The sequence below is a fragment of the Arthrobacter sp. MYb214 genome (genome assembly GCF_002979865.1).
In the GTDB taxonomy this organism is placed as follows: domain Bacteria; phylum Actinomycetota; class Actinomycetes; order Actinomycetales; family Micrococcaceae; genus Glutamicibacter.
In genome coordinates this window covers 254927-278569 of the sequence record NZ_PCPZ01000003.1, presented here as the reverse complement: position 1 = coordinate 278569, position 23643 = coordinate 254927, and the positions used below count along the sequence as shown (strand labels likewise).

Here is a 23643-nt window from a genome sequence, read left to right as displayed (position 1 = left end):
ATGGATAAGAAAACAACTACCGGCGCTCTGATAGATGTCAGGGGCCTGACAATCAGCACCAAGCACCGCACGCTTGTCTCGAACTTTAATCTGCGCATGAATCCGGGGGATCGTGTAGGGCTGATTGGCGAATCTGGTTCCGGAAAGTCCATGACCACATCCGCCCTTATGGGGTTGCTCCCGGAAGGTGTCAGCGCCAGTGGCTCCATCCAGCTTGCGGGTCACCCACGGAATCTGGTCGAGGCAACTGACAGGGAACTGCAGAAAATCCGTGGCAAGGATATGAGCATGGTCTTCCAGGAGCCGCTGACCGCATTGAATCCGCTGATGAAAGTCGGTCCGCAGGTCGCGGAAATTATGACCAGTCATAAGACCGTCGCTTCAAAATCAGCGGCTCAGGCTCGTGCGGTGGAACTGCTCGGATCGGTTAAGCTCCCGGATCCGGCACGGGCCGCCCGCTCTTATCCGCACCAGCTTTCTGGAGGCCAGCGACAGCGCGCCATGCTGGCGATGGCCTTGGCGAATAACCCGGGTCTCTTGCTCTGCGATGAACCGACCACGGCTTTGGACGTTACGGTTCAACGCCAAGTTCTGGATCTGATCTTGGAATCGGTCCAAGAACGCGGCACCGGGTTGCTGTTCATCACCCATGACCTTTCGGTGGTCGCCAACGTCTGCGACCGGGTGCTGGTGATGAACAACGGCCAAGTGGTTGAAGAAGGCGATACCGGCGAGGTATTCAGCAATCCGCAACACCCTTACACCCGAGGACTGCTGGCTGCCTCGGACCTGAATGCCACAGATGCCGACGGCAGGTTATTCACCGTGGCTTCGGCCGCTTCCTACATCCCGCCTTTGGCCGAAGCGCAGCCAGTCGTGGAAGCAGCAAACGCGGAAATAAGCGATCTCCGGGAACACGACCAGGCCGCGGGGGACACTGCTCCCGAAGTGCCCTCGTTGATCAGTGTCAAGGACCTGACGCGAATCTATCCTGTCGGACGCTCGTCGCTCTTCGGGAAGCGGTCGGAGGTGCATGCGTTGAAAGGCGTTTCCTTTGACGTTGCTGCCGGGCAACGTTTCGGTGTGGTCGGTGAATCCGGTTCCGGAAAATCCACCCTCTTGCGCATCTTGGCAGGTCTGGACCAACCCACCTCAGGCAGTGTTCGTGTGGCAGGAAGCGAGGTTGCAGGGGCCAAGGAGCGGGATCTGGTCCAATTGCGCCAGCAGCTGCAGATCGTTTTCCAGGATCCCATGGGATCGCTGGATCCGCGGATGCGTGTCCGCGACATTATCGCTGAGCCTTTGCTTGTTCCGGGGCAAAAGGTGGATAGCGCCAAGCACCGGAAGATGGTCGCAGAGATGCTCGGATCGGTGGGACTGCCGGCCGATGCCGCGGAGCGCTTCCCGCATCAATTCTCCGGTGGACAGCGCCAGCGAATCTCCATTGCTCGTGCGCTGATCTGCGAGCCTCGGGTGCTGGTGGCTGATGAACCGGTCAGCGCTCTTGATGTCTCCGTCCGGGCCCAAGTACTGAACCTGCTTTCGGACTTGGTCGACGACTACCATCTGACCCTCGTCTTCGTCTCCCACGATCTTGGCGTGGTGCGGCATATCTGCGACAACGTCGTGGTGATGAATGAAGGGCGGATCGTCGAAAGCGGAACCACCGAACAGATCTATGACAGTCCGCAGCATGCGTATACGCGGACTTTGGTGAATTCATCCATGTCCCTGCGCAACGAACTGGCCCTGCGCTAGTAATGCTCATTTTCCTTGAGAGGCCATCATGTCCCAGCTTTCTGAACACACCACCGCACTGCACCAGCTGTCCGCGCAGGAACTTCACGCGTCCTATGCTGCGAAGGACATCTCGCCGGTGGATGTAGCAGAGTCGGTCATCAAACGGGTTCAGGAACGTGAACCGGTACTCAACGCGATGTACCAGTTCGATCCGGAAGACGTGCTGAGCCAGGCACGCGAAAGCGAGCAACGCTGGGCCAGCGGAACAGCGCTCGGTCCACTAGACGGGGTGCCGGCAACGGTCAAGGAGAACATAGCACGCAAGGGCATCCCGATGCCTTCGGGAACGGCCCTATCCAACCCCAAGGTGCCCACGCAGAACGCGCCGATCACCGATCGGATTCTTGAAGCCGGCGGCATCCTGGCTGGCTCGACTACGATGCCGGACTGGGGCATGCTCTCTTCGGGTGTTTCCAGCCTTCACGGAATATCGCGTAGCGCTTGGAACCCTGGATGGACCACCGGTGGCTCCAGTGCGGGTGCGGGATCGGCGGCTGCTGCTGGATACGGGCCACTGCATGTCGGCACCGACATCGGTGGATCCATTCGCCTGCCCGGCGGCTGGCAGGGGTTGGCAACACTGAAACCCAGTGCAGGATTGATTCCCCTGGATGTCCCGTACATTGGCCGGGCGGCCGGCCCGATGGGACGTACCGTGGATGACATTGCCCTTTTCATGTCAGTGCTCGGACAACCAGATATCCGTGACTATTCGGCACGGGCCTATCCGGCCATGCAATGGCAGTCAAAGCTTGGCAGCGTCCGCGGGATGAGAATCGGGTTGCAGCTTGAAGCTAACGCTGGGGTCGCTGTCGACCCCGAAATCCGATCGGCGGTGCAGTCGGTAGCGGACACTTTTGCGCAGGACGGTGCCAGGGTGGAAGAGTTGCCGCCCTTCATCGACCAAGGCATGCTTGACCAGCTTGACCGCTTTTGGCGTACCCGGTCCTGGGCCGATTTCCGTGAACTGAGCGAAAGCGAGCAGGCGAAGGTCCTGGATTACATCGTGCGCTGGTGCGAAGGAGGAGCCAAGTTCGATGGCGCCGACACGATCAGGAATTTCGGTGCGATCGACCAGATGCAGAAGGTGACCATCGCGGCTACCGCCGGGTATGACCTCATCATCTCTCCGGTCTCCCCGATGGCTGCTTTTCCTGCGGAACAACCGATGCCAGTGGTGGATCCTGACGCCACCATGGGCCATATTGCCTTCACCGTCCCGTACAACATGTCCGGTCAGCCAGCGGCTACCGTCAATTGCGGTTTCACGTCCGAGGGCAAGCCCATTGGCGTGCAGCTGGCCGGAGCAGTTGGAACCGATGACGATGTGCTTCGCGCAGCCAGCTGGTATGAGGCAGCTCGGCCAGATAGCGCCAAACCGCAGTGGTCGAACTTGGACTGAAAATCCCGTATAAGCAGGGCACAGCAACCACCGCAGTTGCTGTGCCCTGCTTGTTGTTCTGATCTGCAGTATCGGGAAATCAGCTGGTTTGCGTGGCCTGTCCGAAGGACGCCAGCGCGGCAAGAGCTGTCCGGTCATCGGCAGGTACCAGATGACCGTAGTATTCGAACAGGCTGCTGCGGGCAAGATGCTCAGCCAGATGCGCATCTTGCTTCTGGATGGCCATGAAGACCTCGTGATGATGGTCGAGGGTGCGTTGCATCAAAGCCTCGTCATCGGAACTTTGTTCAATGCTGGACGTGATGAGCTGCTCGATGGACTGGCGGACTGCTTCGCCGGTAATCTGCAGCAGTGCATGGCCGCTGGCCTGCGCGATCACGTCATGGAAATCGAGGTCTGCCTGGCTGAAAGCGCTTTGGCTCTGCGAACGCGCCGCCCGCATCCGCGCCATCGCCTTCTCGAGCTTCAATAAGTCCGCATCGGAACGTCGCGTTGCGGCCAGCGAATTGGCCGAAGATTCCATGGTCATGCGATAAATGAGCAGATCCGCGAGGCTCGACGAAGAGGTCGTGGCCAAACGGCTTATCATTTTGCGCAAAGGCGCTGACGTGGGAGAGAGGACAACCGCTCCGCGCGGATCACCCGGCCTAGAGGCAACTATCCCGTTGCTTTCCAAGACCCGCATCGCTTCACGCACCGATGAACGACTCACCTCAAACTGGGTTACAAGTTCACGCTCTCCGGGCAGATGATCCCCGATTTTCAGTTCGCCGCTAAGTACCTGGCTTTCAATGGAACTGACGATGGCTTCAAAAGCGCGCGTCTTAGTTGCAGCTGGCACCTCTGGTGTCTGTGACATCTTAAGTCGCTTTCGTGGTGGTCTGTCTGAAGAATCCTTGGCACCACCGCCTAGTTCGGTGGGGTGAAACGACCATCGATGGCGGTCCAACCGCCATCGACGGTGAGCACCGAACCAGTCACGAAGCTCGATGCCGGCGATGCAAGATAGACAATGGCTCCAGCCATTTCCTCTGGCCTGGCCCAGCGGCCCAAGGCGCTCTTCTGGGCGTAGGCGTTGTACCAGCCGGGGTTGGCCTTGATCTGTGCGGTCAGAGGGGTTTCAACAACCCCTGGGGCAACAACATTGACCCTGACACCCTGCGGGCCGAATTCGGCGGCCGCGGTACGGGCCAGCTGGACCAGTGCAGCCTTGGTGGCCGCATAGACACTTTGCCCGGGCTCGACAACTGATGCGCGAATGGACGAGATGCCAATGATGGATCCGCCGCCATTGGCTGCCAGCCGAGGTGCGAAGGCCTGGATCAGTCCGAATGAAGCCCTCAGGTTCAAATTCACCACGCGGTCGAATTCTTCCATCGTGTAGTCGACGATGCGCTTTCGGACATTCGTGGCAGCGGTGAACACCAGGGCAGCGATGTCATTGAATTCATTGGAAGCGGCCTGAACAGATTGAATATCCAGAACGTCGAGCTCGATAACCGTGGAACCGCTGCTGAGCATGTCGGCGGTCTCCTGCGCGGTTTCGACATCGCGGTCGGCGCAAATCACGTGGGCGCCGTGGGCGTCGAGGGCCAGAGCCGCTTCACGGCCAATGCCGCTGCCTGCACCGATGACCATGACGCGCTGGCCGGCAAATTGGAAGAGCTGCGTGTAATCCATTATGTTGTCCTTCGTTTATGTTGCCTCGGGCTACGGGCGGATGATGGCCATCCGGGTGACAGTGAATTCTTCCATTGCGAAGCGGGGGCCTTCACGGCCGATCCCGGAGTCCTTGACTCCTCCATAGGGCATGATGTCTGACCGGAATCCCGGGATTTCATTCACTACGACACCGCCAACTTCCAGTTCATCGATGGCGCGGAAGGCCGTCTTCAGCGACTTGCTGTAAATGGCTGCCTGCAGTCCGTACCGTGAATCGTTCACCAGCTCAAAAGCTGCATCGAGGTCAGGCACCGTGCGCAAGCAGATGACAGGACCGAATATTTCCTCGCACCATAGTTCTGCATCGGACGGGACGCCGCTCAGAATCGTGGGCTGGATGGATTCTCCTAGCAAGCCTCCGCCGGTCAGCACCTGTGCTCCGCGTTCTTTTGCCTTCTCGATCCATGACAGCACGCGTCCGGTGGATGCCTTATTGATCAGCGGAGCCACCCGGGTCTGTTCCGAGCGGGGGTCGCCAACCGCTATTTCGCCGATGCGCGCCAGCAGCTCCCGCTGGAAGTCGCCAGCGATTTTCTCATCGAGCAGAACGCGCTGAACAGAGATGCAGGCTTGCCCGTTGGCATAGAACCCCCCGCGTAGCACGGCATCGACTGCTGCATGGATGTCGGCGTCCTCGGCGACAATGAAACCGGTGTTAGACCCCAGCTCCAGCACTGCCTTGCGTGGTGCCGCATTCTTGGCGATCTGGTGGCCGACGGCCGCGGACCCGGTGAAGGAAACCACCGCTGAGCGAGGGTCTGCGACCAATGTCTCGCCAACGTCAATGCCGCCGGTAACCAGCTGCACCGCTGCGGTGCTGACCTGATGGGCGGCGAGGGCTTCGCGGATCAAGTGCACAGCCCACAACGTGGACAGAGGAGTATTCGGTGCTGGCTTGATGATGATCGGGCACCCAGCCGCCAGCGCTGGCGCAAGCTTATGGCTGGCCAAGAGCAAAGGGTAATTGAAACCGGCGATGCCGATCACGATTCCTGCCGGTTTACGGGTCCAGTACCCAATCATGCCATCGCCGCTGGCCTGCAGATCCAGGGGTACTGTTTCGCCGCGCAGGTTCGCAACTTCTTCGGCTGCCGCGGCCCATGTGGTCAGGGTGCGCGCAACTTCTACCCGGCAGTCCACCAGGGGTTTGCCGGTTTCGAGGACCAGGAGATTCTCGAGCTCTTCGCGGTGCTCGGAAATCTTGTGATGGACCGCCAAGAGGATTGACCGCTTGGTGCCGGTGCTCAGCCTCTCAACTTCCTTGGCGACGCTTTGGGCGGCGTCCAATGCCTGGCTGGCTAGTGCCGCGGAGCCTACAGGCGCGTGCGCAACTACTGAACCATCGAAAGGGAAAATAACGGGGGCTGTTTCCGCGCAGTGCACCCACCGATCGCCGATGGGCAATCCCGCAGGGTAAGCATCTGAGTGAGAAGTCATCGTTCCTACTTTCGAATTGGCGCCATGGAAGTCCTACTGGTCTGACCAGTAGATGACCAAAGCTAATCAGTGATCTAGCTCGCAGTCAACGGGTTTGAGGAAAATGACCCTTTCACACTTCTAAAACGTTGAATTCATTGACATTAAGCGAAACTCCGGGAACAGTAATGCTCACAATTCCACTTCGGGATACCGAGAAATTCGGATGTGCGAGTACAGGCGGTGGCGGTGGCTTTTGACTGGAGGAGCAACGTTTCGCTGGCTCGGGAAACTGCTGGCGTCATCAGTGAGCGAGTCTTCTCGGGACGGTATGCGCCAGGACAAGTCTTGGCGCAGCAGCGGCTCTCCGAAGAGCTTGGCGTCAGTCGGACACCCTTGCGTGAAGCCTTTGCCTTGCTAGAGCATGAAGGCGTGGTTCAGCTCGATTCCTACGGGCGAGCCACGGTTACGAAGATGGACATAACGAATCTGCGTGAAGCACTGAAATTCCGCGAACTATTGGAATCGGCAGCCTGCGGCATGGCAGTCGATAAGATATCGAGGCCCTTGCTCGCCGACCTGCTTCAAGCGTTGCGCAACTCGGGAACCGCCACGCCACATAATGCTTCCAAGGTGCACCTATTGCTGCTGGGATCATCGGGCAATCGCTATCTTCAAGGATTCTCGACCCTTGTGCGGATAACCGAGGAAGTGCATTTGCCAGCTACCGCGTGGTTCCCGACGAATACCGGAAAACTGCGGAACCTCCAGGTAGGCATCCTGGAGTGTTTAGCCGAATCAGACGGTAAGGCTGCACAACGCCGAGTACGCGAATACTTCAACGAACTTCAAAACCACCTAGCCGCTAGTGAAAGGCCTATCCAATGAAAACCTACAGCGTTGCCGTCATCCCCGGAGACGGGATCGGCCCGGAAGTCATGGGGGGAACACTTGACGTTTTGGCTGCAGCTGAGAAGAAATTCGGCTTCGCGCTGGATCTGACTACTTATGACGCAGGTGCTAAGCATTATCTGCAGACCGGCGAGCTATGGAACCCGCAGTTGACTCGAAAGCTGCGGGGCCATGATGCCATACTCTTCGGCGCGATGGGGGATCCAGCAGTGCAGCCAGGCATACTTGAGCGCGGATTTATCCTAGCGATGCGCCAGGAATTCGAGCAGGCGGTGAACCTGCGCCCGGTCAAGCTCTACCCGGGCGTCGCCACCCCCATTGCCGGGCTGACACCTGAACGTTGCGATCTGGTGATCGTCCGTGAGAATACCGAAGGTGCCTACATTGGCCAAGGTTCGACAGTCCACGCAAATACACCTCACACTGTGGCGCTCCAAGAATCGGTCAACACCCGGCAGGGGATCTCGCGAGTAGTGGAGTATTCCTTCAAGCTGGCTATGAGCCGGCGTAAGAAACTTACCTTGTGCCATAAGAAGAACATACTTATCGAAGCTGGGAAGCTTTGGCAGGAAGTCGTGGACCACGTTTCTGGGCGCTATCCCGAAGTTGAAGTCGACTACGTTCATGTCGATGCCATGTGTTTCCATCTCCCTGTTGCCCCGGAAAGATTCGATGTAGTAGTTACCGACAATCTCTTCGGAGACATCATCACGGACCTTGGAGCCGTCATCCAGGGTGGCCTGGGCGTTGCAGCAAGCGCGAATCTCAATCTGGATGGAAACTCACCTAGCATGTTCGAAGCCATCCACGGCTCGGCTCCCGACATTGCCGGAAAGGGCTGGGCCAATCCTGTCGGTGCGATCCTGTCTGGTGCGATGATGCTCGCGCATCTAGGAGAAGAGCGGGCCGCAATGGCCATTGAATCTGCTGCCGTCAGCGTGGTGCGCGAGCTTCCCGAACTAGCCGGACCGAACATGGGGAAGGACACCTCTGGCATTGCAGACGATATTGCTCGGCTTGTATCCGAGGATTTCGTTATGGTTCCGGGTTTATCGGTGATGAAGAGCTTGTCTGCGGCACGATGAGCTTATGCCAATAGACCGACTGCACGCCATTGTCATCTAAAAGAGTGGTGGAGTTCGTTTTCCCGTCATTGCTTAGTCAACTGTTCCTTGTAGATTAGCCAATCATGGGACGGCTGTTTATGGCGATCGGGGATTCCTTTACCGAAGGCGTGGGGGACTGGGAACCGAGGCTGCCCAACGGGGTACGCGGATGGGCCGATCGCGTGGCCAAGCAGCTATCCAAAGCGGATCCCGAGTGGCAGTACGTGAACCTGGGAATCCGCAGCCGACGGCTCCAGTCGATTATCGACGAGCAGATCCCCATAGCCCTGGAACTCAGGCCGGAGGTGATCACCTTTTATGCCGGCGGCAACGACATCCTGGAATTCCGCAAGGACATGAAGGAATTCCTTGCCCGATACTCGCAAGCTGTCGAAGCCCTGGTTTCCACGGGTGCCAAGGTCCTGCTGTTCACCGGGTTCGATATCCCCGTGCACCCGGTGCTCGCCCCGTTCAAGCGGCGCAACTGGCGCTTCAATGACCACGTGCGCCGGCTCGCTGAACGCTATCCGGACTCAGTAGTGCTCGTTGACTACTGGAATTGGGAGGCGTACCGGGATAAGCGCATGTGGGATATCGACAAGCTGCACATGAATCGTGCCGGCCATCGCTACATGGCCATCAGGATCCTGGAGATCCTCGGGTATCCACACCAGCTGGTTTTCGATCCCTTTGGCGCCGCGGACCGGGTCGGATTCTGGCAGGCCACGCAGCGCGACGTGGAGTGGCTGAGGCAGTGGGTGCTGCCGATGTTCGGGCGGCGCATGCGCGGCATTACCCTGGGGGACCAGCTGCGTCCCCGCTGGCCGGAGCCGATGCATCCGGCCAAGGGGATGAAGAAGCAGTTCCGCAAGCGCCGCAAAGCAGAAGAGCTGCGGCACCTGCGGAATTCCGAGGTCGGCTAGCTGCCTAGCTGCCTGGGTTTTCCATTGCTTCTGGACTCATCCACGCGATTTCCCAGACGTGGCCATCCGGGTCCTGGACGGCTGCCTGGTACATGCCCGGGAATGGCTCATCTGCCGGGCGGTAGATGCTGCCGCCACCGGCCTCGGCCCGTGCGACGAAGTCGTCGACGCCTTCGCGGGTTTCTGCCGACAGGGCATTGAGGGTTTCGCGCAGGCCGCTTCCGAGCGCCGGCTTATCGCCGTTGACCAGGAAGCTTGCGAAGAACTCCTGGCGCAGCACCATCACGAGAATATTCTCGGCGATGATCCATGAGGTGGCATTTTCATCGGAGAACGTCGTGTTCTTGGTGAAGCCCATGGCCTCGTAGAACTTGTCGGCTCTGGCTAGATCAGCGGTCGGTAGGTTGACGAAAATCATCTGGCCCATGGGTTTCTCGCTTCTGCGTCGGGGGAATTCCTCAGTGCAAAAACAACTTTGCTGGACGCATGAACCGAGCGCAAGAGCTATGCGGGATTAACCTTGAAATGAAACAAGGCCCCGCTAGAGCACGCAGTTAAGCGCGGCCGTGCGGGGCCTTGAACCAAACCCTTGAATTCTTGAGGGCTTCGGGCATTCAAGCGGGGACTAGATCAGTGCCTTGGTGATTTCCAGCGGGATGCGATCGCGGGTGTAGGTGATGTGGTCGTAGCCGTGCGGTGCCGGCTTGCCGTCTTCGCCGATGTTCACGAAGACGATCTTCTCGATGGTCAGGATCGATTCCTGGGTGAAGATGTTGCGCACCTCTGCGCGCAGGGTGACCGAAGTCCGGCCGAAGTCGATAGCGGTCAGGCCCATCTCGATCAGGTCGCCTTCCTTTGCGGAGGCGATGAAGTTGATCTCGGACATGAACTTGGTGACAACGTGCTTGTTGCCCAGCTGGATGATCGAGTAGATCGCAGCTTCTTCGTCGATCCAGCGCAGCAGGCTGCCGCCGAACAGCGTGCCGTTTGCGTTCAAGTCTTCTGGGCGAACCCACTTGCGCGTATGAAAAGTAATACCCTTAGCCATACACAAAATGCTAAGTCAGATCGGGTGCATTGCGCTGTAAGGTGCTCCACAATGTAGGGGAAAACACATGCGATTCATGCATTGAATACCAAGTGGACGCGTGATTGGGGCGGGTGCCGGGAGAACTGGCCCAATGCTTCCTGTCTGCTCACGGCTGTTCCAAGGTGCTAAGCGGCAATGCTGTTGATAAGGTCAAATCAAGCAGCATGAATCAACGGACCCAGGACTAAAAGGCAGGTGAAGATGACCTATCCTTCGGAAGGGAATAACGAAACTATTCCCACCGATTTCGACGACGTCGTTCAGCAAGTTTCTACCGGTGAGCTGGAACATGATCGCATCGATTCCCTGCTCAAGGAAGCCCATGAGCGATACGCGGATGCAGACGACGGGCTCCTTGCCCACTACATTCCGATCCTGGGCCAAGCGGACCCCAATCTCTTTGGCATCGCCATGTCCCACGTCGGCGGCTCTGTCCACATGGTTGGCGATTGCGATCATCTGTTCTCGATCCAGTCGATCTCCAAGATGTTCGTCTACGCGCTAGTGGTGCAAGAGCACGGGCGCGAGGTCGTTCGCGAACGCATCGGCGTGAACAATACGGGCATGTCTTTCAACTCTGTGATGGCCGTGGAATTGAACAACGGCTTGCCGATGAACCCCATGGTCAATGCCGGCGCCATCGCCACGACAGCAATGATGCCCGGCAAGACCGCTGCCAAGAAGTGGGAGAACGTCCGGGAAGGGCTATCCGCCTTTGCCGGCCGGGCGCTGAGCCTGGATGACGAGGTCTACCACTCAGAATCGCTGGCCAACGAGCGCAACAAGGCCTTGGGGCATTTGCTCAAGAGCTATGGGCGGCTGGAGAACGAACCTGCGGATGCCGTTGATGTGTACACCAAGCAGTGCTCGCTGAATATCAGCGCGCATGATCTTGCCGTCATGGGCGCGACGCTGGCCGATGGCGGAGTGAACCCGGTGACCGGAAAGCGCGTCGTCGATGCAGACGTTTGCCGCGATACCCTGGCGACCGTGGCCTCCAACGGCTTGTACGAGCGTTCTGGCGAGTGGCTATTCGAGATCGGGATCCCGGCGAAGTCCGGGGTTTCTGGCGGTATTGTCGCGGTAGCTCCGGGCAAGGGTGCCATCGGCGCGTTCTCGCCGCCCTTGGATATGGCCGGGAACTCGGTGCGCGCGCAGCTGGCCATCGGGCAGCTTTCGCGTGCCATGGGCCTGAATCTGTTTGCGTCGGCGCCAGATCGGGAAAGCTGATCCCGGGCGTTTCGCGCATTATCCAAAAGGCGGATTGATTCGCTAACTAGCTAAACTTTTATGGACAGGTGGATGGCCTTTGCCGTCCATCTTTCGCCATCTGGCGCCGGATCGTTTCGAGAGTTGAAATCCTCGCGCAAAGGAACTGGTCAGCTGCTGGTTAGCAAGAATTTTCGATGGCATGAGAATACGTTTTCACGGCGGTTGTCTTGTTTCCTTTAGCGGTGCAAGCCGGCGGCATTGTCATGTGACGTCCGGGGGTTGTAAAACCTACTAAACAAGCTTTACTTAAAGTGTGTGTCACTGGGGGCACCTAAACTTTGAGGATGCGTAATTCATGAAGAAAGTAACCAAGGCAACCATTGCTGCTGTTGCAGCCGGAGCGCTGTTGCTCGGCGGCGCTGGAACGATCGCGCGCTGGCAGGCGCAGCAGACTATTGACGCGGGCACCGTGGAAACCGGCCACCTGAACTTGACGACCAACGGGGAGGGCAACTGGCAGGACATCAGCAATCCGGAAGCGCCCGAGCCGTTCGACCCGGCAACCCAGCAGCTCGTTCCCGGCGACGTCGTTGCGTTCAGCCAGACCGCCACCATCGATGCCGAAGGCAAGAACATTGCTGGATCCCTGAGCGTCGACCAGGCGGCTACGGCGCTGGGAGCGTTGGAAGGATACGTGACCGTCGCTCTGCAGGTCGACGCATCGGCGCCGGGGATTACGGAGGAAGCTGACGGCACACTGAGCTTTGCCGATCCGGGCACCTATTCAGTTCCATTCCTGATCACCGTCACCTTTGCCGAAGGAGCGGTAGGGGACACCCCGCCGTCGACCTACGACCAGCCGCTGGATCTTGAAGCGCTGACGCTGACCTTGGACCAAGTCCGCGCTTAGTCATGGATCGTGGATTGGCTGGTGCATGCCCAAACCCTTGAAGTTCGCCATAGTCGCGGTTGTGCTCTTGCTGCTGGGTATCAGCGCGCAAGGCACGGCCGCAACTTGGCGCGCCGAAAGCACGGTGGATCCGCCAGCCTTGAAAACCGGTTCGCTGGCATTGCTGGCCGGTGGCGAAACCGAGCACCAGTTCGCGAAGCTGTCCGGCAGCGAGCTGATCCCCGGGGCGTTTACGCAAGCATCACTGGTGATCAGCAATGCTGGCACTGTGGACTTGACCTATCAGCTGGATGGGGCGGTCAATGCGACCGCTTCGCCGACTGCCGCTGATCGTGCCCTGTCCAGCGTTTTGCAACTGAGCATCTATTCCGGCATGGACCAAGCGGCCTGCGAAGCCGACCAGCCGTTGGCCGGGGAACGGCTGTATGCCGGGCCGCTGGGATCCACCGCCTCCTTCGCAGCTGCCAGGGTGCTGCGCGCCGCGCCGGCGATGGCGAATGAGGCCTTGTGCATTCGTGTTTCGGTTCCCTCCGGGGCACCTCAAACGGCTTCCGGCGGGAAAGTAGCGCTCAAGCTGGGGTTCGCGGGGCAGCAACGATGACAATTGGGAATCGCGTCCGGCGCAGGGAACAGCAGGAACGCACAGGGATCCGGTGGTGGTGCGGTCAGGTGCTTTCCTGGCTCGTGCTGTTCATCGTCCTTGCCCTGATTGCCGTCATGATCGTGGTTCCGAAATTGGGCGGGGCGACGGCGTATACCGTGCTCACCGGATCCATGCGGCCGCATTTGCCGCCCGGTACTTTGGTGGTGGTGAAGCCGATTGACCCACAGCACCTTCGCATTGGCGAGGTTGCCACCTACCAGCTGGAATCAGGTGAGCCTGAAGTCGTTACGCACCGTGTTTCCGCTATCGGCGCGAGCCTGGGCGGGGAAGAACAATTCATTTTCCGCGGGGATGCAAACAATGCCGATGACGAGCCGGTGCAACCCGAACAGATCCGGGGCAAGCTCTGGTATTCCGTCCCGCTCCTGGGATACGTGAACAGCGCTCTGTCACTCCAGCAGAGAACGTGGCTGACCTGGATCGCAACGAGCGGATTGATCGTGTATTCGCTGGTGATGTTCGGCGGGGCATGGCGTGAACGGCAGGGGAAAGGGCATCGATGAAGCTCCGTTTTCTTGCAGCCCGCGCGGCCATGACGGCCGTGATTCCCTGCGCGGCACTCGGCCTGGCACTGCCCGCATCAGCCGCGGAAACTGACCAGGGCCTAAGCTACAGCTTGGACGGCCGGGTCTATTCCGATGCCCCACCGCAGGTATTTGGAGGAGCCCCGGTCTTGGCGCCGGGCGTTGAATCCACAGGATCCTTGTGGATTCGCAATGACCGGGAGTCGGATATCGAAGTCCGCATCCGGACGATCGAGCCCGCTGCGTCAACCAGGATCTATTTCGAAACAGCCGGAGCCACGGTAGTCCGGTTGGAACCGGACAAAGCCGCGGAATTCGGACTGAGGGTCGGACTGCCCTGGTCGGCGAAAAATGAGTCGGAGGACCAGCAGGTGCCTTCGTTGCAGGTGCGCATCGACGCCGTCGAATTAGCAGGCGGAGATGGGCAAGCTCCGGATTCTTCGCGGCCGCCTGACGAAGGGTATTCGCCCGACAGTGATGCGCCGAGGGAAGAGCTGCCCCAATCGGATCCTCCCGAGCGGCATGATGGGCTCGGAGATACCGGGTTCCGCGGTGCGGCGCTGCTTGCGGCGGCAGGCATCGCGGGTATCGGGGGATTATCGTTGCTTGCTGCGCAACGAAGGAAACAAAAGGAACTTGAAACGGACGGAGTGGAAGAATGAGCGACCGTTCAATGCGCATCAAGGCAATTCTGTCCTTGGGCGTCCTCGTAGGATTCGGCACCGTCTCGACGCTGGCCTCATGGACCGGACAAGCGACAGCTACCTCGAACGTCAGCACGGCCACCGTTGCCCTGGGAGTTGGAGCTACTGCGACCAGCGCAACCTCGGCCAGCTACCAGATGCCCATCAGCGGCAATAACCTGTTTCCGGGCTCGACATCGGCATCCGTCGTGACAGTGAAGAACACCGGTTCCATCTCGGCGCCCTATGTTTTCGGCGGAAGAATCACCGAATCGGGCAACGCTGCGCTGGGGGCGGCACTCAATATCGTTGTAAAAACAGGCGCCACGGTCAGCGGCACCGGCTCCAGCGTTACTTGCTCGGGCGGAACCACGCTGCTGTCGAAGAACGCTGGATCCCAGTTCGGCAGTGCCTCGGCCGCCAGGCCCTTGGCCGCCGGCAGCAGCGAAACCCTGTGCGTGCAGTACTCGCTGCCAGTAACCGCGGCCAATACCCTGCAGGGCGCCACGACGGCAATCACCCTGGACTTCACCTCGACGGTGGGTTCATGAGATGAAGTTGAATCGAACTGGACCCCGCACAGGATCTTCGCTGACGCTGTTCCAGCGCCTCGTGCTGAACGCCTGCGCCGCGGCCGGGACCCTGTGCCTGGTCATGGCGGTGCTGGCGTTGGCTTTCGGGATCAAGCCCCTGGTTTTCGCCTCGGGATCAATGGGACCGGGCATCCCCACCGGTTCCCTGGGGCTGGCTGTTCCGACCGCGGTAGAGGACGTCGCCGTGGGCGACGTGGTTTCGGTGGTGATCAGTGACGAAGTGCGGGTGACGCACCGGGTTGTCGAAAAGACGGACGCGGGGCTGGTCCTCAAGGGTGATGCCAATCCCGTCGCGGACCTGCAACCGTATGCGGTGGACAGCGTCGACAAACTGCTGGCCAGTGTACCGGTCCTGGGCTACGTCGTATCGTGGCTGTCCCAGCCATGGGCCTATTTTCTCGGCGGACTGCTGTGCGCCTACCTGCTCTATGTCGCGTTCATCAAGAGGGATGGTGGAAGCGGCCGACTTTCATCCGGGCAGGGCATGAATGAGGCCGAAATGGACCCAGGCCCTTTTGCTGGTCGCGAGCATCAAGCCACTGAATTTCGGGTATCCGGAGCTAGTCGGGAATCCATGTCGCAACGATCTCGGCGACGGACCCTGATTCAGATGGCTGGCATGTTTTCAATGCTCACGTTGTGCCTTTTGCCGATTCAAATCGAACAAACCCAGGCAGCTTTCTCCAGCCAAGCGGCGGCTTCCGCCACGGCTACTGCGCTCACGGCTCTGCCCCCAGCCAACGCTAAATGCACAGGCAATGTCGGGGACCAGCAAACCATCCGATTCGATTGGTCAGTTTCCGGACCAGAACCAACGTCCTATACCATCACCGGACAACTCAATGGCAGCTCGACGGTAAAGACAGAGTCGCTTGCTGGCAACACGCGAAGCTACACGACATCCCTGTCTTCGAGCCAGGGTCTACTGGGTGCCCTGCTGGATTTGCTCGTAGGCTTCGACAGAAAATTCACGGTGGCGATCAGGGCGAATTACGGATCATGGAGTTCAGCCCCGGTGAGCTTTACTCAAATTCATGGCAGCGCTGGACTTCTGGGCAGCAACAAGCGTTTAACCTGCCAACCGCACTAGCCTGGCAGCGAATATAGACCATTGATAATCAGATCAAGGCCCACCGCAAAGGTCTTTGACGCCCGGTCCTCGTCGCCCAGGGCAGTGGCCAGTGTCTCGCTGAAAGCGCGTGTCGACTCTCCGTCGATTTCCCATACATTCTCAGGTGCCGCCGCATCCAAGGCGGATCCGAGCACAAAGGAGTCGACGATCGTGATGGCCTGCAGCCGCCGCTTCGGTTCGAACCCGGCCATAGCGAAGGCCTCGGCCAGTGCATCGTAGACGCGCAGCGTGGTGCTGTCGCGGACTGTGTGGCTGGTGAGCAGCGGGATCAGCCGTGGGTGCCTTGAATACGACTCCCAGTAGGACGTGGCAATTTGCTGTACGATCTCCTGCCAGTCGCTGGAAACGCTATCTGGCAGGCTGATCGCCGACATGGCCCGGCCTCTCATTAGCTCGATGATCTCATCCTTGCCGGACACGTGGTTGTACAGGGACGAAGCGGAGACCGAGAGGGCCTTGGCCAATTGCGGAAGCGTGAACTCGCCATGGGCGTCGACGAGCTTGAGTGCGGCATCGGCGATCGCGGCGGTGCTGAGCTTCGGCTTGGAAGGCCTGGCCATGAATTCTCCCGTTGTTGAAGGTTCTGGGTAGAGCTTACACAAATAAACGAAAGTCATTCGTTAAATCTCTTGCGCCGAGGCCGTCGCTGGACCTAATCTGTAAACGAATACCATTCGTTTAATATCTGAAGGGGAGCCCAATGCAAGAGATCCTGGCCCTTGAACCACCCGTTTCCCCAGCGCGTGCCGAAGCCAAGTCGCGCGGCGAGATCACCATTGCGCTGGTGCAGCACCGCTGGCGTGAAGACCCGCGGGAACTGCGCGGGGAACTGGAGGACGGCATTGCCCGCGCGGCCAAGCATAGCGCGCGCATCGTCTTCCTCCCGGAATTGACCCTGGGCAAATATCCGGCCTTCGAGATCCCGGACGCCGACGCCGCGGACGAGACCGCCGAGGATCTGGAGAACGGGCCGACCGTGGCCTTCGCCCGCGAGATGGCCGCGAAGTACAACCTGCACGTGCACATCTCGCTGTTCCGCAAGGCTCCGGCCGCCGACGGGTTGGGACTGAACACCGCAGTGGTTCTTTCCCCGCAGGGCCGGATCGTCGCGCTGACCAACAAGCTGCATATTCCGCGGACCGCAGGCTACTACGAGGACAAATACTTCCGCGAAGGGCCCAATGACGAGCCCTATCCGGTGCACCGCATCGCGGCGCTCGGGGACCTGGCCATGGGCCTGCCCACCTGCTGGGATGAATGGTTCAGCGAGCCGCCGCGCATCTATTCGCTGGCCGGAGCGGACCTGCTGGCCTATCCCACCGCAATCGGTTCCGAGCCGGACCACCCGGACTTCGACACCGAGCCGCTGTGGCGCCAGACCATCATCGGCAACGGCATTGCCAACGGGCTGTTCATGGTTGTCCCCAACCGGTGGGGCGACGAGGGAGCACTGGACTTCTACGGTTCGTCATTCATCTCGGACCCCTACGGCCGCATCCTGGCCCGCGCCCCGCGCGATGCCTCAGCGGTGCTCGTGGCCACCTTGGACCTGGACGCCCGGCGTGACTGGCTGGAGCTCTTCCCCTTCCTGCGCACCCGCCGTCCCGATACCTACGCGGCGCTGGCGGCGCCGCGCGAAGACGCCCAGCTGGGAGAACGGACGCAGACCCATGCCTGAGTTGCGCATGCCGGCAGAAACCGAAGCCCATGAGCGCATCTTCATGGCATTTCCCTCCGGCGGCTACACGCTGGGAGAAACCGAAGCGCAGGCCGAAGCGGCCCGCGCCGCCTGGAGCGCCGTGGCCCGGGCGGTCAGCGCTTTCACCCCGGTCACGATGGTGGTGGACCCGGCCAGCGAAGCCGCAGCCCGGCGCCATCTGGGTGATGCGGTCAGCTACTGCCTGCACCCGCTGGACGATGCCTGGATGCGTGATTCCGGCCCGAGCTTCGTGCGCACCGCACAGGGCCAGCTCAAGGCGGTGAACTGGAATTTCAACGGCTGGGGCGCGCAGAGCTGGGCGTCCTGGGACAAGGACCGACTGGTGGCGGGCCATGTCGCGCGCCTTGCTGGCGCAGAGGAGATTCGGGCGTCGATCACCAACGAGGGCGGCGGGATCCACGTGGACGGCGAGGGCACGGTACTGGCCACGCGCAGCGTCCAGCTGGATCCGGGCCGCAACCCGGGCAAGACCGAGAAGGACATAGAGGACGAGTTCGCCCGGCTGCTCGGAACCCGGAAGACCATTTGGCTCGATCGCGGGCTGAGCCGCGACAACGAGGAATTCGGCACGCGCGGCCACGTGGACATAGTCGCCTGCTTCGCCCGGCCCGGCGTGGTGCTCTACCACGACCAGCAGGATCCGCGGCACCCGGACTACGCGATTTCGCAGGCGGTGCGCGAACGGCTGGAGCAATCAACCGACGCGCAGGGACGGGCGCTGGAGCTCATTGCCGTTCCGGCGCCGACGGTGCTGCGCGATGCCGAGGACTGGGTGGACTATTCCTATATCAACCACCTGGTGACCAACGGCGGGGTCATCGCCTGCAGCTTCGATGATCCCAACGACCACCAGGCCGCGAGCATCCTGGAGGCGGCCTATCCCGGACGGGAAGTGGCCAGCGTGGATGCACGCGAGCTGTTCGCCCGCGGCGGCGGCATCCACTGCATCACCCAGCAGCTGCCCGCCACCGAACGGGAATAGGCCCCTAGCCCAGGCCGACCGCGCGGCGGCGTTCCAGGAAGACCGGTTTCGCCGCCGTGCGAGTCGCGGAAAACAGGGGGTCGGCCGCACGCCGGCCCAGGGCCAGGTCGGCCAGGTATTCGCCGATGGCGGGCACGAATTTGAAGCCGTGGCCGCTGAATCCCGCGCCGACGGTGACCGGCCCCAGCGAATCGAGGATGAAGTGCTCGTCGGCGGTGTTGGCGTAGGTGCAGGACACCGTTTCGTAGCGCGAAGGATCCGCTCCCGGAAGCCAGCGTGCCGCGTAGTCCTGCAGTCCGCGCAGCTGCTCGTCGCTGGCCTGGTGCGGCCGGTGCTCCGGATCGATGATCCGTCCGGAACCATGCCAGCCCACCTTGATGCCTTCCCCCGGGGTGCGCATGCCGTAGATGGGCCCGAAGACGCGTGATCCGATATCCCGTGCCGGATCCAGGGTGTGGTTGAACCCCGGCCAGTGCGCCGGCAGGTCCTTCTGCGCGAAATGCACCGGGTGCTCTTCGGTGACGTGGATGGCAGGAAGCTTGAGCGCATCGCCCAGCAGCAGCGCGGTCCAAGCCCCCGCGGTGACGATGGCATGGCGGGCCCGGATAGCCGAAACGGTGCCCTGGTGCTGGACTTGCACCTCGACACGGTCATCGGCAAGCACCTGCAGAGCGGTCACCCGGTGCCCGTATTCCACGGCAGCTCCGTGCGCTACGGCCAGCTTCTGCAGCGAAGCTACCGCAAGATCGGCATTGATCTGGCCGCCGGCGGGGATATGCAGGACTTCGGTCTCGAACTTCATTCCCGCGAAACGCTCTTCTGCCGCAGCGATGCTCAGCAGCTCGCTGCCGAATCCTGCGTGGGCGAGGCTCTGCTGCATTGCCCGTTGTTCGGCAACGATTCCGTGATTGACCAATCCGGTGCGTTCCAGCAGCGGAGTGCCGGCTTGCTCGGAAAGCGAATCCCACAAAGCGTCGGAACGCTGCAGCAGGCGAAGATACTCCAGTTCGGTGTAAGCAGGATTGAAGTTGCGGGTTGCTCCGTGCGAGGCGCCCTCCATATGCCCCGGGGCAAAGCGTTCCAGCAGCAGGACCTCGTGCCCGGCAGAGGCCAGGGACCACGCGGCCGCCGAGCCCATCGCGCCGCCGCCGATAATCAGGAAATCTACGTCATTGCTCACCTCTACAGCGTAAAACTCCAACTGAAGCGGGCTCCATTCAATTGACTCATTGGCCGTGGACTAACGTAATAGAGGATGGGAATCGGGAAAGCGGAGGCAGCGTGCAACTAGTGGCGGTAATCGGCTTGGCAGCTGCGGTTTTCGTGGGCGCCTCCACGCAACGGATCTCTGGAATGGGGTTCGCGCTGGTCTCCTCGCCCTTCCTGGTCATGGTCTTGGGACCCCATGAGGGGGTCATGCTGGTCAACCTGCTCGGCGCCTGCAGCAGTTTGCTGATCTTTGCGCAGGTCTTCCGTCAGGTCGAGTACCGGAAGGTCGCCTTCATGCTCATACCGGCCATGCTCATGACCGTTCCGGGGGCTTGGCTGGCGAACTCGCTGGAGGGTCCATGGCTTTCCATCGGCATTTCGTTCATGGTGATCCTGGCACTGGTTTCGAGTTTCATGATTCGAAATCTAGCGCTGGCCCAAAGCAAGGGATTGGCCGTCGGTGCCGGGGCAGTTTCCGGTTTCATGTCGGTGACGGCCGGTGTCTCCGGCCCGGCCATCGCGGGATACGCTGTGGCCAGCCGCTGGCCGCAGGCGCAATTCGCCATCTCCGTGCAGCTCTACTTCCTGGTGCTGTCGCTGACGTCCCTGGCCGCCAAGGGCGGCATGCCTCAACTGGATTGGCAGCAGTGGGGTGCCTGTCTTGGTGCGATGGTGCTGGGCATCTTGCTGGGCAATTACCTGGCTCCGAGGATCCCGCAAAAATTCAGTCGCGCATTCGTGATACTGATTGCCTTCGGCGGTGCCTTGAGCCTCATGGCAAGCGGCTTGGTCGACTTGGCCTCCCACTAGCGCAGTGCGCTGCTGCGCGGTGTGCGGCGGCGCCGCGAGCGGTACACGTTCTTCAATGAAAATGAGAGAATGTACTCCGTGCATTCCCAATATCCCGATGTAACTCTCAGCAAACGAGTCAGCGAACTAGACATTGAGCGCCGTGCCCTGTGGGCTGGCCTGTTCTGTTCCCTATTCGGGTTGGTTGTGGGGCTCATTGTCTTTGCCGGCGAGCGTCCGCCGCTCTTTGGCGATCTGTCCGTGGGCATCGTCTCCGCCGCTTGCGGTGCTGTCTCGGCCGGAACCAGCAGCGCCTATGCTTTCCGTTCGATGCTGCGGGCACGTGAACCGTGGCTGAAGAAGATCCCCAAATGGCGCCAGATCATCACGGCCCTGGGCCTCGTATTGGTGCACGTAGCCAGTTCTGTCATGATCCTGCTGGTTGTGTTCCATTTGTTCCAACAGGCCTTCTACGGGCTGCATCTGGATGTGCTGGCAGGCGCGTTGGCGGTCAGCGTCGCCACGGGCATCTCCGCCTACCTGTCCTTGGAAGCAACCGCGCGGATCAACGCGGAATCACTTTCCGTGGTGCTGGGCATCTTCATGGGCGCTGGCGTGCTGATCAGCATGCTGCTGGCTGAAGACCAAGGCTGGTGGCAGAGCATGTTCTCTTCGCTGGGAACAACGCAGGCCGGCATGGGCTCCTTCTGGACCTTCAACCTCACCCTGGTGATTTCCGGTTTGGTGCTGGCGGCCTTCACCGAGTTCCTGACCCGCGACCTGGTCCGCCTGGCGCAGTCCTACCGTTGCCGCCCGGCGCTGGAAAGATACAGGATTGCACGAATGGTGCGTCCGCGGCCGTGGCTCGTGCGCTGGTGCCTGCTGATTGTCTCGGTCGGCATTATCGGCATTGGCTTGGTTCCCTTCGACGTGGCCATGGAAGTGCATTCGGCCTTCGTGCAGATGGTCTCGGCAGCCATGATCTTCTTGCTGCTGGGCACCGTCGTGCTGCTGCCTGGCTACCCTGCGGTGTTCCATATGCTGTCCTACGCGGCCATTGGCGCGATCTGGGCGGCCTTCCAGCTGTGGAGCGAATGGTCCTACTACAACCTGACCGGTTTCGAGCTCTCGGTCGTGGCCATCATGTTCAGCTGGATCTCGGTGTTCATCCGCACGACTTCGGCGATGACCCAGGACCGTTCAGAACCCCGAACCACCCACTCGCCTTCCGAAGTAGCCAAGGCGAAGAAGTCCGCGGCCAAGGGCGGCTGAACTTGAATATCCGTCGGAAGGCTGAAGCATTTCGCCTCTGCGGGCCGGTAGCCTGAAAATATGTTGATTGCGGAAAAGCTCTACTTGCTAATGGCCGATGACTCCGAAAAGCCGGAGACAGTTGTATCAGCTACGGGATACGGCATGAATGCTGCCATCATCACCGACTTGATGATCGCTGGGCGTGTGGCGTTGAGCGAGGATCAGCATCGGCAGATCCACCTCATCGGTGCCGGCCCCTGCCCGGATCCAGTTCTCGCCGCGCCTTTGGAAAAGCTGGAAAAGAGAGGCAATCTGAGCCTCGACGAAGCGGTGAAGATCAATTCCTTGTGCGATGCCCGCTCGCTGACCGATTCCTTGGCCAAGGCCGGGATTATCGAATACGGCGAACGCACACTGCTGGGCTTGGGCAAGCAACGGGTCCGCCTCATCAACCAGCAGATCCAGCGCCAGATCCGGACCGATTTACAAGGCGCCCTGCACGGACAGAAGATCCCGGGAACCAGCGATACCACCGTGCTCGCGATCTTGCAGGCGATAGGCCTGGTGAACCATGTGCTGGAAGACGAGCTGGCACCCATGTCGGGAAGCCAAGCGCAGTCCCGGATTGCGGAACTCGCACAGGATTCACCGGCAGCCGATTCAGCGCAACGGGCAGTGGCAGCGATGAACGCCGCCATCGTTACCCAGCGCGTCATTCCGCCCGCGCCCGGAAAGAAATAGCTGGACGGCGCCCGCAAGGAAAGACTACTGCGCGATGATTCAGCGCAGGGTGCTCAATCCCGCATCCATGACCACCTGGATAGTGGAGCGGTAATGGCTATTGAGCAGCTCGCCGAGCAGGGCTGCATTACGATCCAAGGCGGCATCCAGGATTTCCTGGTGCTCCTTCTCAACGTTGCGCTTGCCTGCGGCCTTCGACGGGGCAGCCCAGCGGCGGTACAGCTCGGTGAAGTTCGAAAGGTCGGCAGAGAGCTTGAGCATCGGCTGGCAATCGCACGGTACCAGCAATGCATGGTGGAATTCGCGGTGCGCCTCGGACCATGCGGGGTTGACGGTGCCAGGTTCCTCCGGCAAACGCCGCGGGGTGCGCGAAAGCTTGTGGTGGGCTGCGATCAAGTTCGATTCCCACGCGACATCTCCGCGCTCCACCGCCAAGCGGGCGGCCAGTGCCTCGGTGGAACACCGCAGTTCGGTGATATCCGCCAGTTCGCGCAGGTTCAGATCCGGCACGAAGAAGCCGCGGTTTGGGCGGATGACCACCAGGTTTTCCCCCGCTAGCCGTGTCAGCGATTCGCGGATCACGGTGGTGCTGGTCTCGAACTGTTCTGCCAAAGTGGTCGGCTGAAGGCGGTCGCCGGGGGACCAGAAGCCATCAAGGATGGTTCGGCGGATACCCTCCAGGGAATGAACTGATGCCTTTGCCAAGCTGACCTCTTCATGCGTGATCGATTGAATCTGATGTTAATAACAATAATCATATTCTTCGCAGGGGATAGATAATCCACGCGCACGGCGGAACAGAATACCCGGGCTATTGCTGGTAATTCGCCAAAACTGTTTACCTTCCGCCGCGTCGGTC

The 23643-nt window shown here is 60.5% G+C and carries 25 protein-coding genes; 17 read left to right on the top strand and 8 right to left on the bottom strand.

The features are described from left to right. Both CQ012_RS10040 and CQ012_RS10035 read left to right on the top strand, forming a co-directional pair. On the top strand, window positions 1-1758 hold the full coding sequence (locus CQ012_RS10040) for a dipeptide ABC transporter ATP-binding protein (protein WP_105656131.1): 1758 nt from the start codon (window positions 1-3) through the stop codon (window positions 1756-1758). Between the two features lie 28 nt (window positions 1759-1786). Then, the gene (locus CQ012_RS10035; RefSeq protein WP_105656132.1) at window positions 1787-3202 is read left to right on the top strand and encodes an amidase; all 1416 of its coding nucleotides are present in this window, start codon (window positions 1787-1789) and stop codon (window positions 3200-3202) included. A gap of 79 nt (window positions 3203-3281) precedes the next feature. On the opposite strand, the gene CQ012_RS10030 is transcribed toward CQ012_RS10035, so the two are convergent. From CQ012_RS10030 to CQ012_RS10020, 3 genes are read right to left on the bottom strand one after another with little or no spacing between them, the layout of a single operon-like run. Then, a complete protein-coding gene (locus CQ012_RS10030; RefSeq protein WP_105656133.1) occupies window positions 3282-4061 on the bottom strand; it encodes a FadR/GntR family transcriptional regulator in 780 nt (259 codons plus the stop codon). A 50-nt stretch (window positions 4062-4111) separates the two neighbouring features. Next, on the bottom strand, window positions 4112-4882 hold the full coding sequence (locus CQ012_RS10025; RefSeq protein ID WP_105656134.1) for an SDR family NAD(P)-dependent oxidoreductase: 771 nt from the start codon (window positions 4880-4882) through the stop codon (window positions 4112-4114). 30 nt (window positions 4883-4912) lie between these two features. Beyond that, window positions 4913-6361 carry an aldehyde dehydrogenase family protein gene (locus tag CQ012_RS10020; RefSeq protein ID WP_105656135.1) on the bottom strand — a complete coding sequence of 483 codons (1449 nt, stop codon included), beginning with the start codon at window positions 6359-6361 and terminating at the stop codon, window positions 4913-4915. Window positions 6362-6568: 207 nt separating this feature from the next. Here CQ012_RS10020 and CQ012_RS10015 point away from each other — a divergent pair, with 207 nt between their 5' ends. The 3 genes from CQ012_RS10015 to CQ012_RS10005 all read left to right on the top strand — a co-directional run bounded on the left by CQ012_RS10015 (window position 6569) and on the right by CQ012_RS10005 (window position 9281). Next, window positions 6569-7228, top strand: coding sequence for a GntR family transcriptional regulator (locus CQ012_RS10015; protein WP_181148761.1), 660 nt, complete (start codon window positions 6569-6571; stop codon window positions 7226-7228). Next, on the top strand, window positions 7225-8337 hold the full coding sequence (locus CQ012_RS10010; protein WP_105656137.1) for a 3-isopropylmalate dehydrogenase: 1113 nt from the start codon (window positions 7225-7227) through the stop codon (window positions 8335-8337). Before CQ012_RS10015 ends, CQ012_RS10010 begins: the two co-directional genes overlap by 4 nt. Before the next feature lie 104 nt (window positions 8338-8441). Next, complete coding sequence (locus tag CQ012_RS10005) at window positions 8442-9281, top strand: SGNH/GDSL hydrolase family protein (protein WP_105656138.1); 840 nt, start codon at window positions 8442-8444, stop codon at window positions 9279-9281. Window positions 9282-9285: 4 nt separating this feature from the next. Here the strand turns inward: CQ012_RS10005 and CQ012_RS10000 are convergent, their stop codons facing one another. Beyond that, window positions 9286-9708, bottom strand: a complete 423-nt coding sequence (locus CQ012_RS10000) for a VOC family protein (protein WP_105656139.1) — start codon at window positions 9706-9708, stop codon at window positions 9286-9288. Window positions 9709-9906: 198 nt separating this feature from the next. Continuing rightward, on the bottom strand, window positions 9907-10329 hold the full coding sequence (locus CQ012_RS09995) for an acyl-CoA thioesterase (RefSeq protein WP_105656140.1): 423 nt from the start codon (window positions 10327-10329) through the stop codon (window positions 9907-9909). A 243-nt stretch (window positions 10330-10572) separates the two neighbouring features. Here CQ012_RS09995 and glsA point away from each other — a divergent pair, with 243 nt between their 5' ends. The 7 genes from glsA (at window position 10573) to CQ012_RS09960 (ending at window position 16047) form a co-directional block, all read left to right on the top strand. Beyond that, on the top strand, window positions 10573-11601 hold the full coding sequence (gene glsA / locus CQ012_RS09990; protein ID WP_105656141.1) for a glutaminase A: 1029 nt from the start codon (window positions 10573-10575) through the stop codon (window positions 11599-11601). A gap of 337 nt (window positions 11602-11938) precedes the next feature. Beyond that, complete coding sequence (locus tag CQ012_RS09985; protein ID WP_105656142.1) at window positions 11939-12493, top strand: alternate-type signal peptide domain-containing protein; 555 nt, start codon at window positions 11939-11941, stop codon at window positions 12491-12493. Between the two features lie 25 nt (window positions 12494-12518). Then, on the top strand, window positions 12519-13094 hold the full coding sequence (locus CQ012_RS09980) for a hypothetical protein (RefSeq protein ID WP_105662050.1): 576 nt from the start codon (window positions 12519-12521) through the stop codon (window positions 13092-13094). Continuing rightward, entirely contained in the window at window positions 13091-13660 is a 570-nt protein-coding gene (locus tag CQ012_RS09975) for a signal peptidase I (RefSeq protein ID WP_105656144.1), read from the top strand. The genes CQ012_RS09980 and CQ012_RS09975 overlap by 4 nt, the downstream gene beginning before the upstream one ends. Further along, entirely contained in the window at window positions 13657-14343 is a 687-nt protein-coding gene (locus CQ012_RS09970) for a hypothetical protein (RefSeq protein ID WP_105656145.1), read from the top strand. The genes CQ012_RS09975 and CQ012_RS09970 overlap by 4 nt, the downstream gene beginning before the upstream one ends. Next, the gene (locus tag CQ012_RS09965) at window positions 14340-14915 is read left to right on the top strand and encodes a hypothetical protein (protein WP_105656146.1); all 576 of its coding nucleotides are present in this window, start codon (window positions 14340-14342) and stop codon (window positions 14913-14915) included. The genes CQ012_RS09970 and CQ012_RS09965 overlap by 4 nt, the downstream gene beginning before the upstream one ends. 1 nt (window position 14916) lies before the next feature. Continuing rightward, window positions 14917-16047, top strand: a complete 1131-nt coding sequence (locus CQ012_RS09960; RefSeq protein ID WP_105656147.1) for a signal peptidase I — start codon at window positions 14917-14919, stop codon at window positions 16045-16047. Here CQ012_RS09960 and CQ012_RS09955 read toward each other — a convergent pair. Continuing rightward, window positions 16044-16649: a TetR/AcrR family transcriptional regulator gene (locus CQ012_RS09955; protein ID WP_105656148.1), complete on the bottom strand. Its 606-nt coding sequence runs from the start codon at window positions 16647-16649 to the stop codon at window positions 16044-16046. The two genes, CQ012_RS09960 and CQ012_RS09955, sit on opposite strands and share 4 nt — an antisense overlap. 140 nt (window positions 16650-16789) lie before the next feature. Between CQ012_RS09955 and CQ012_RS09950 the strand changes: the two genes are divergently transcribed. Both CQ012_RS09950 and CQ012_RS09945 read left to right on the top strand, forming a co-directional pair. Next, window positions 16790-17767: a nitrilase-related carbon-nitrogen hydrolase gene (locus CQ012_RS09950; RefSeq protein ID WP_105656149.1), complete on the top strand. Its 978-nt coding sequence runs from the start codon at window positions 16790-16792 to the stop codon at window positions 17765-17767. Continuing rightward, entirely contained in the window at window positions 17760-18791 is a 1032-nt protein-coding gene (locus CQ012_RS09945; protein WP_219844106.1) for an agmatine deiminase family protein, read from the top strand. Before CQ012_RS09950 ends, CQ012_RS09945 begins: the two co-directional genes overlap by 8 nt. A 4-nt stretch (window positions 18792-18795) precedes the next feature. On the opposite strand, the gene CQ012_RS09940 is transcribed toward CQ012_RS09945, so the two are convergent. Further along, the gene (locus CQ012_RS09940) at window positions 18796-19971 is read right to left on the bottom strand and encodes an FAD-dependent oxidoreductase (RefSeq protein ID WP_105662049.1); all 1176 of its coding nucleotides are present in this window, start codon (window positions 19969-19971) and stop codon (window positions 18796-18798) included. 101 nt (window positions 19972-20072) lie between these two features. Here CQ012_RS09940 and CQ012_RS09935 point away from each other — a divergent pair, with 101 nt between their 5' ends. The 3 genes from CQ012_RS09935 to CQ012_RS09925 all read left to right on the top strand — a co-directional run bounded on the left by CQ012_RS09935 (window position 20073) and on the right by CQ012_RS09925 (window position 22784). Next, a complete protein-coding gene (locus CQ012_RS09935) occupies window positions 20073-20810 on the top strand; it encodes a sulfite exporter TauE/SafE family protein (RefSeq protein ID WP_146112945.1) in 738 nt (245 codons plus the stop codon). Between the two features lie 78 nt (window positions 20811-20888). Next, on the top strand, window positions 20889-22061 hold the full coding sequence (locus CQ012_RS09930; RefSeq protein ID WP_146112210.1) for a hypothetical protein: 1173 nt from the start codon (window positions 20889-20891) through the stop codon (window positions 22059-22061). A 60-nt stretch (window positions 22062-22121) separates the two neighbouring features. Beyond that, complete coding sequence (locus CQ012_RS09925; RefSeq protein ID WP_105656153.1) at window positions 22122-22784, top strand: GOLPH3/VPS74 family protein; 663 nt, start codon at window positions 22122-22124, stop codon at window positions 22782-22784. 39 nt (window positions 22785-22823) lie between these two features. Here CQ012_RS09925 and CQ012_RS09920 read toward each other — a convergent pair whose 3' ends face one another. Then, a complete protein-coding gene (locus CQ012_RS09920) occupies window positions 22824-23489 on the bottom strand; it encodes a GntR family transcriptional regulator (protein ID WP_105656154.1) in 666 nt (221 codons plus the stop codon). Between the last annotated feature and the right edge of the window lie 154 nt (window positions 23490-23643).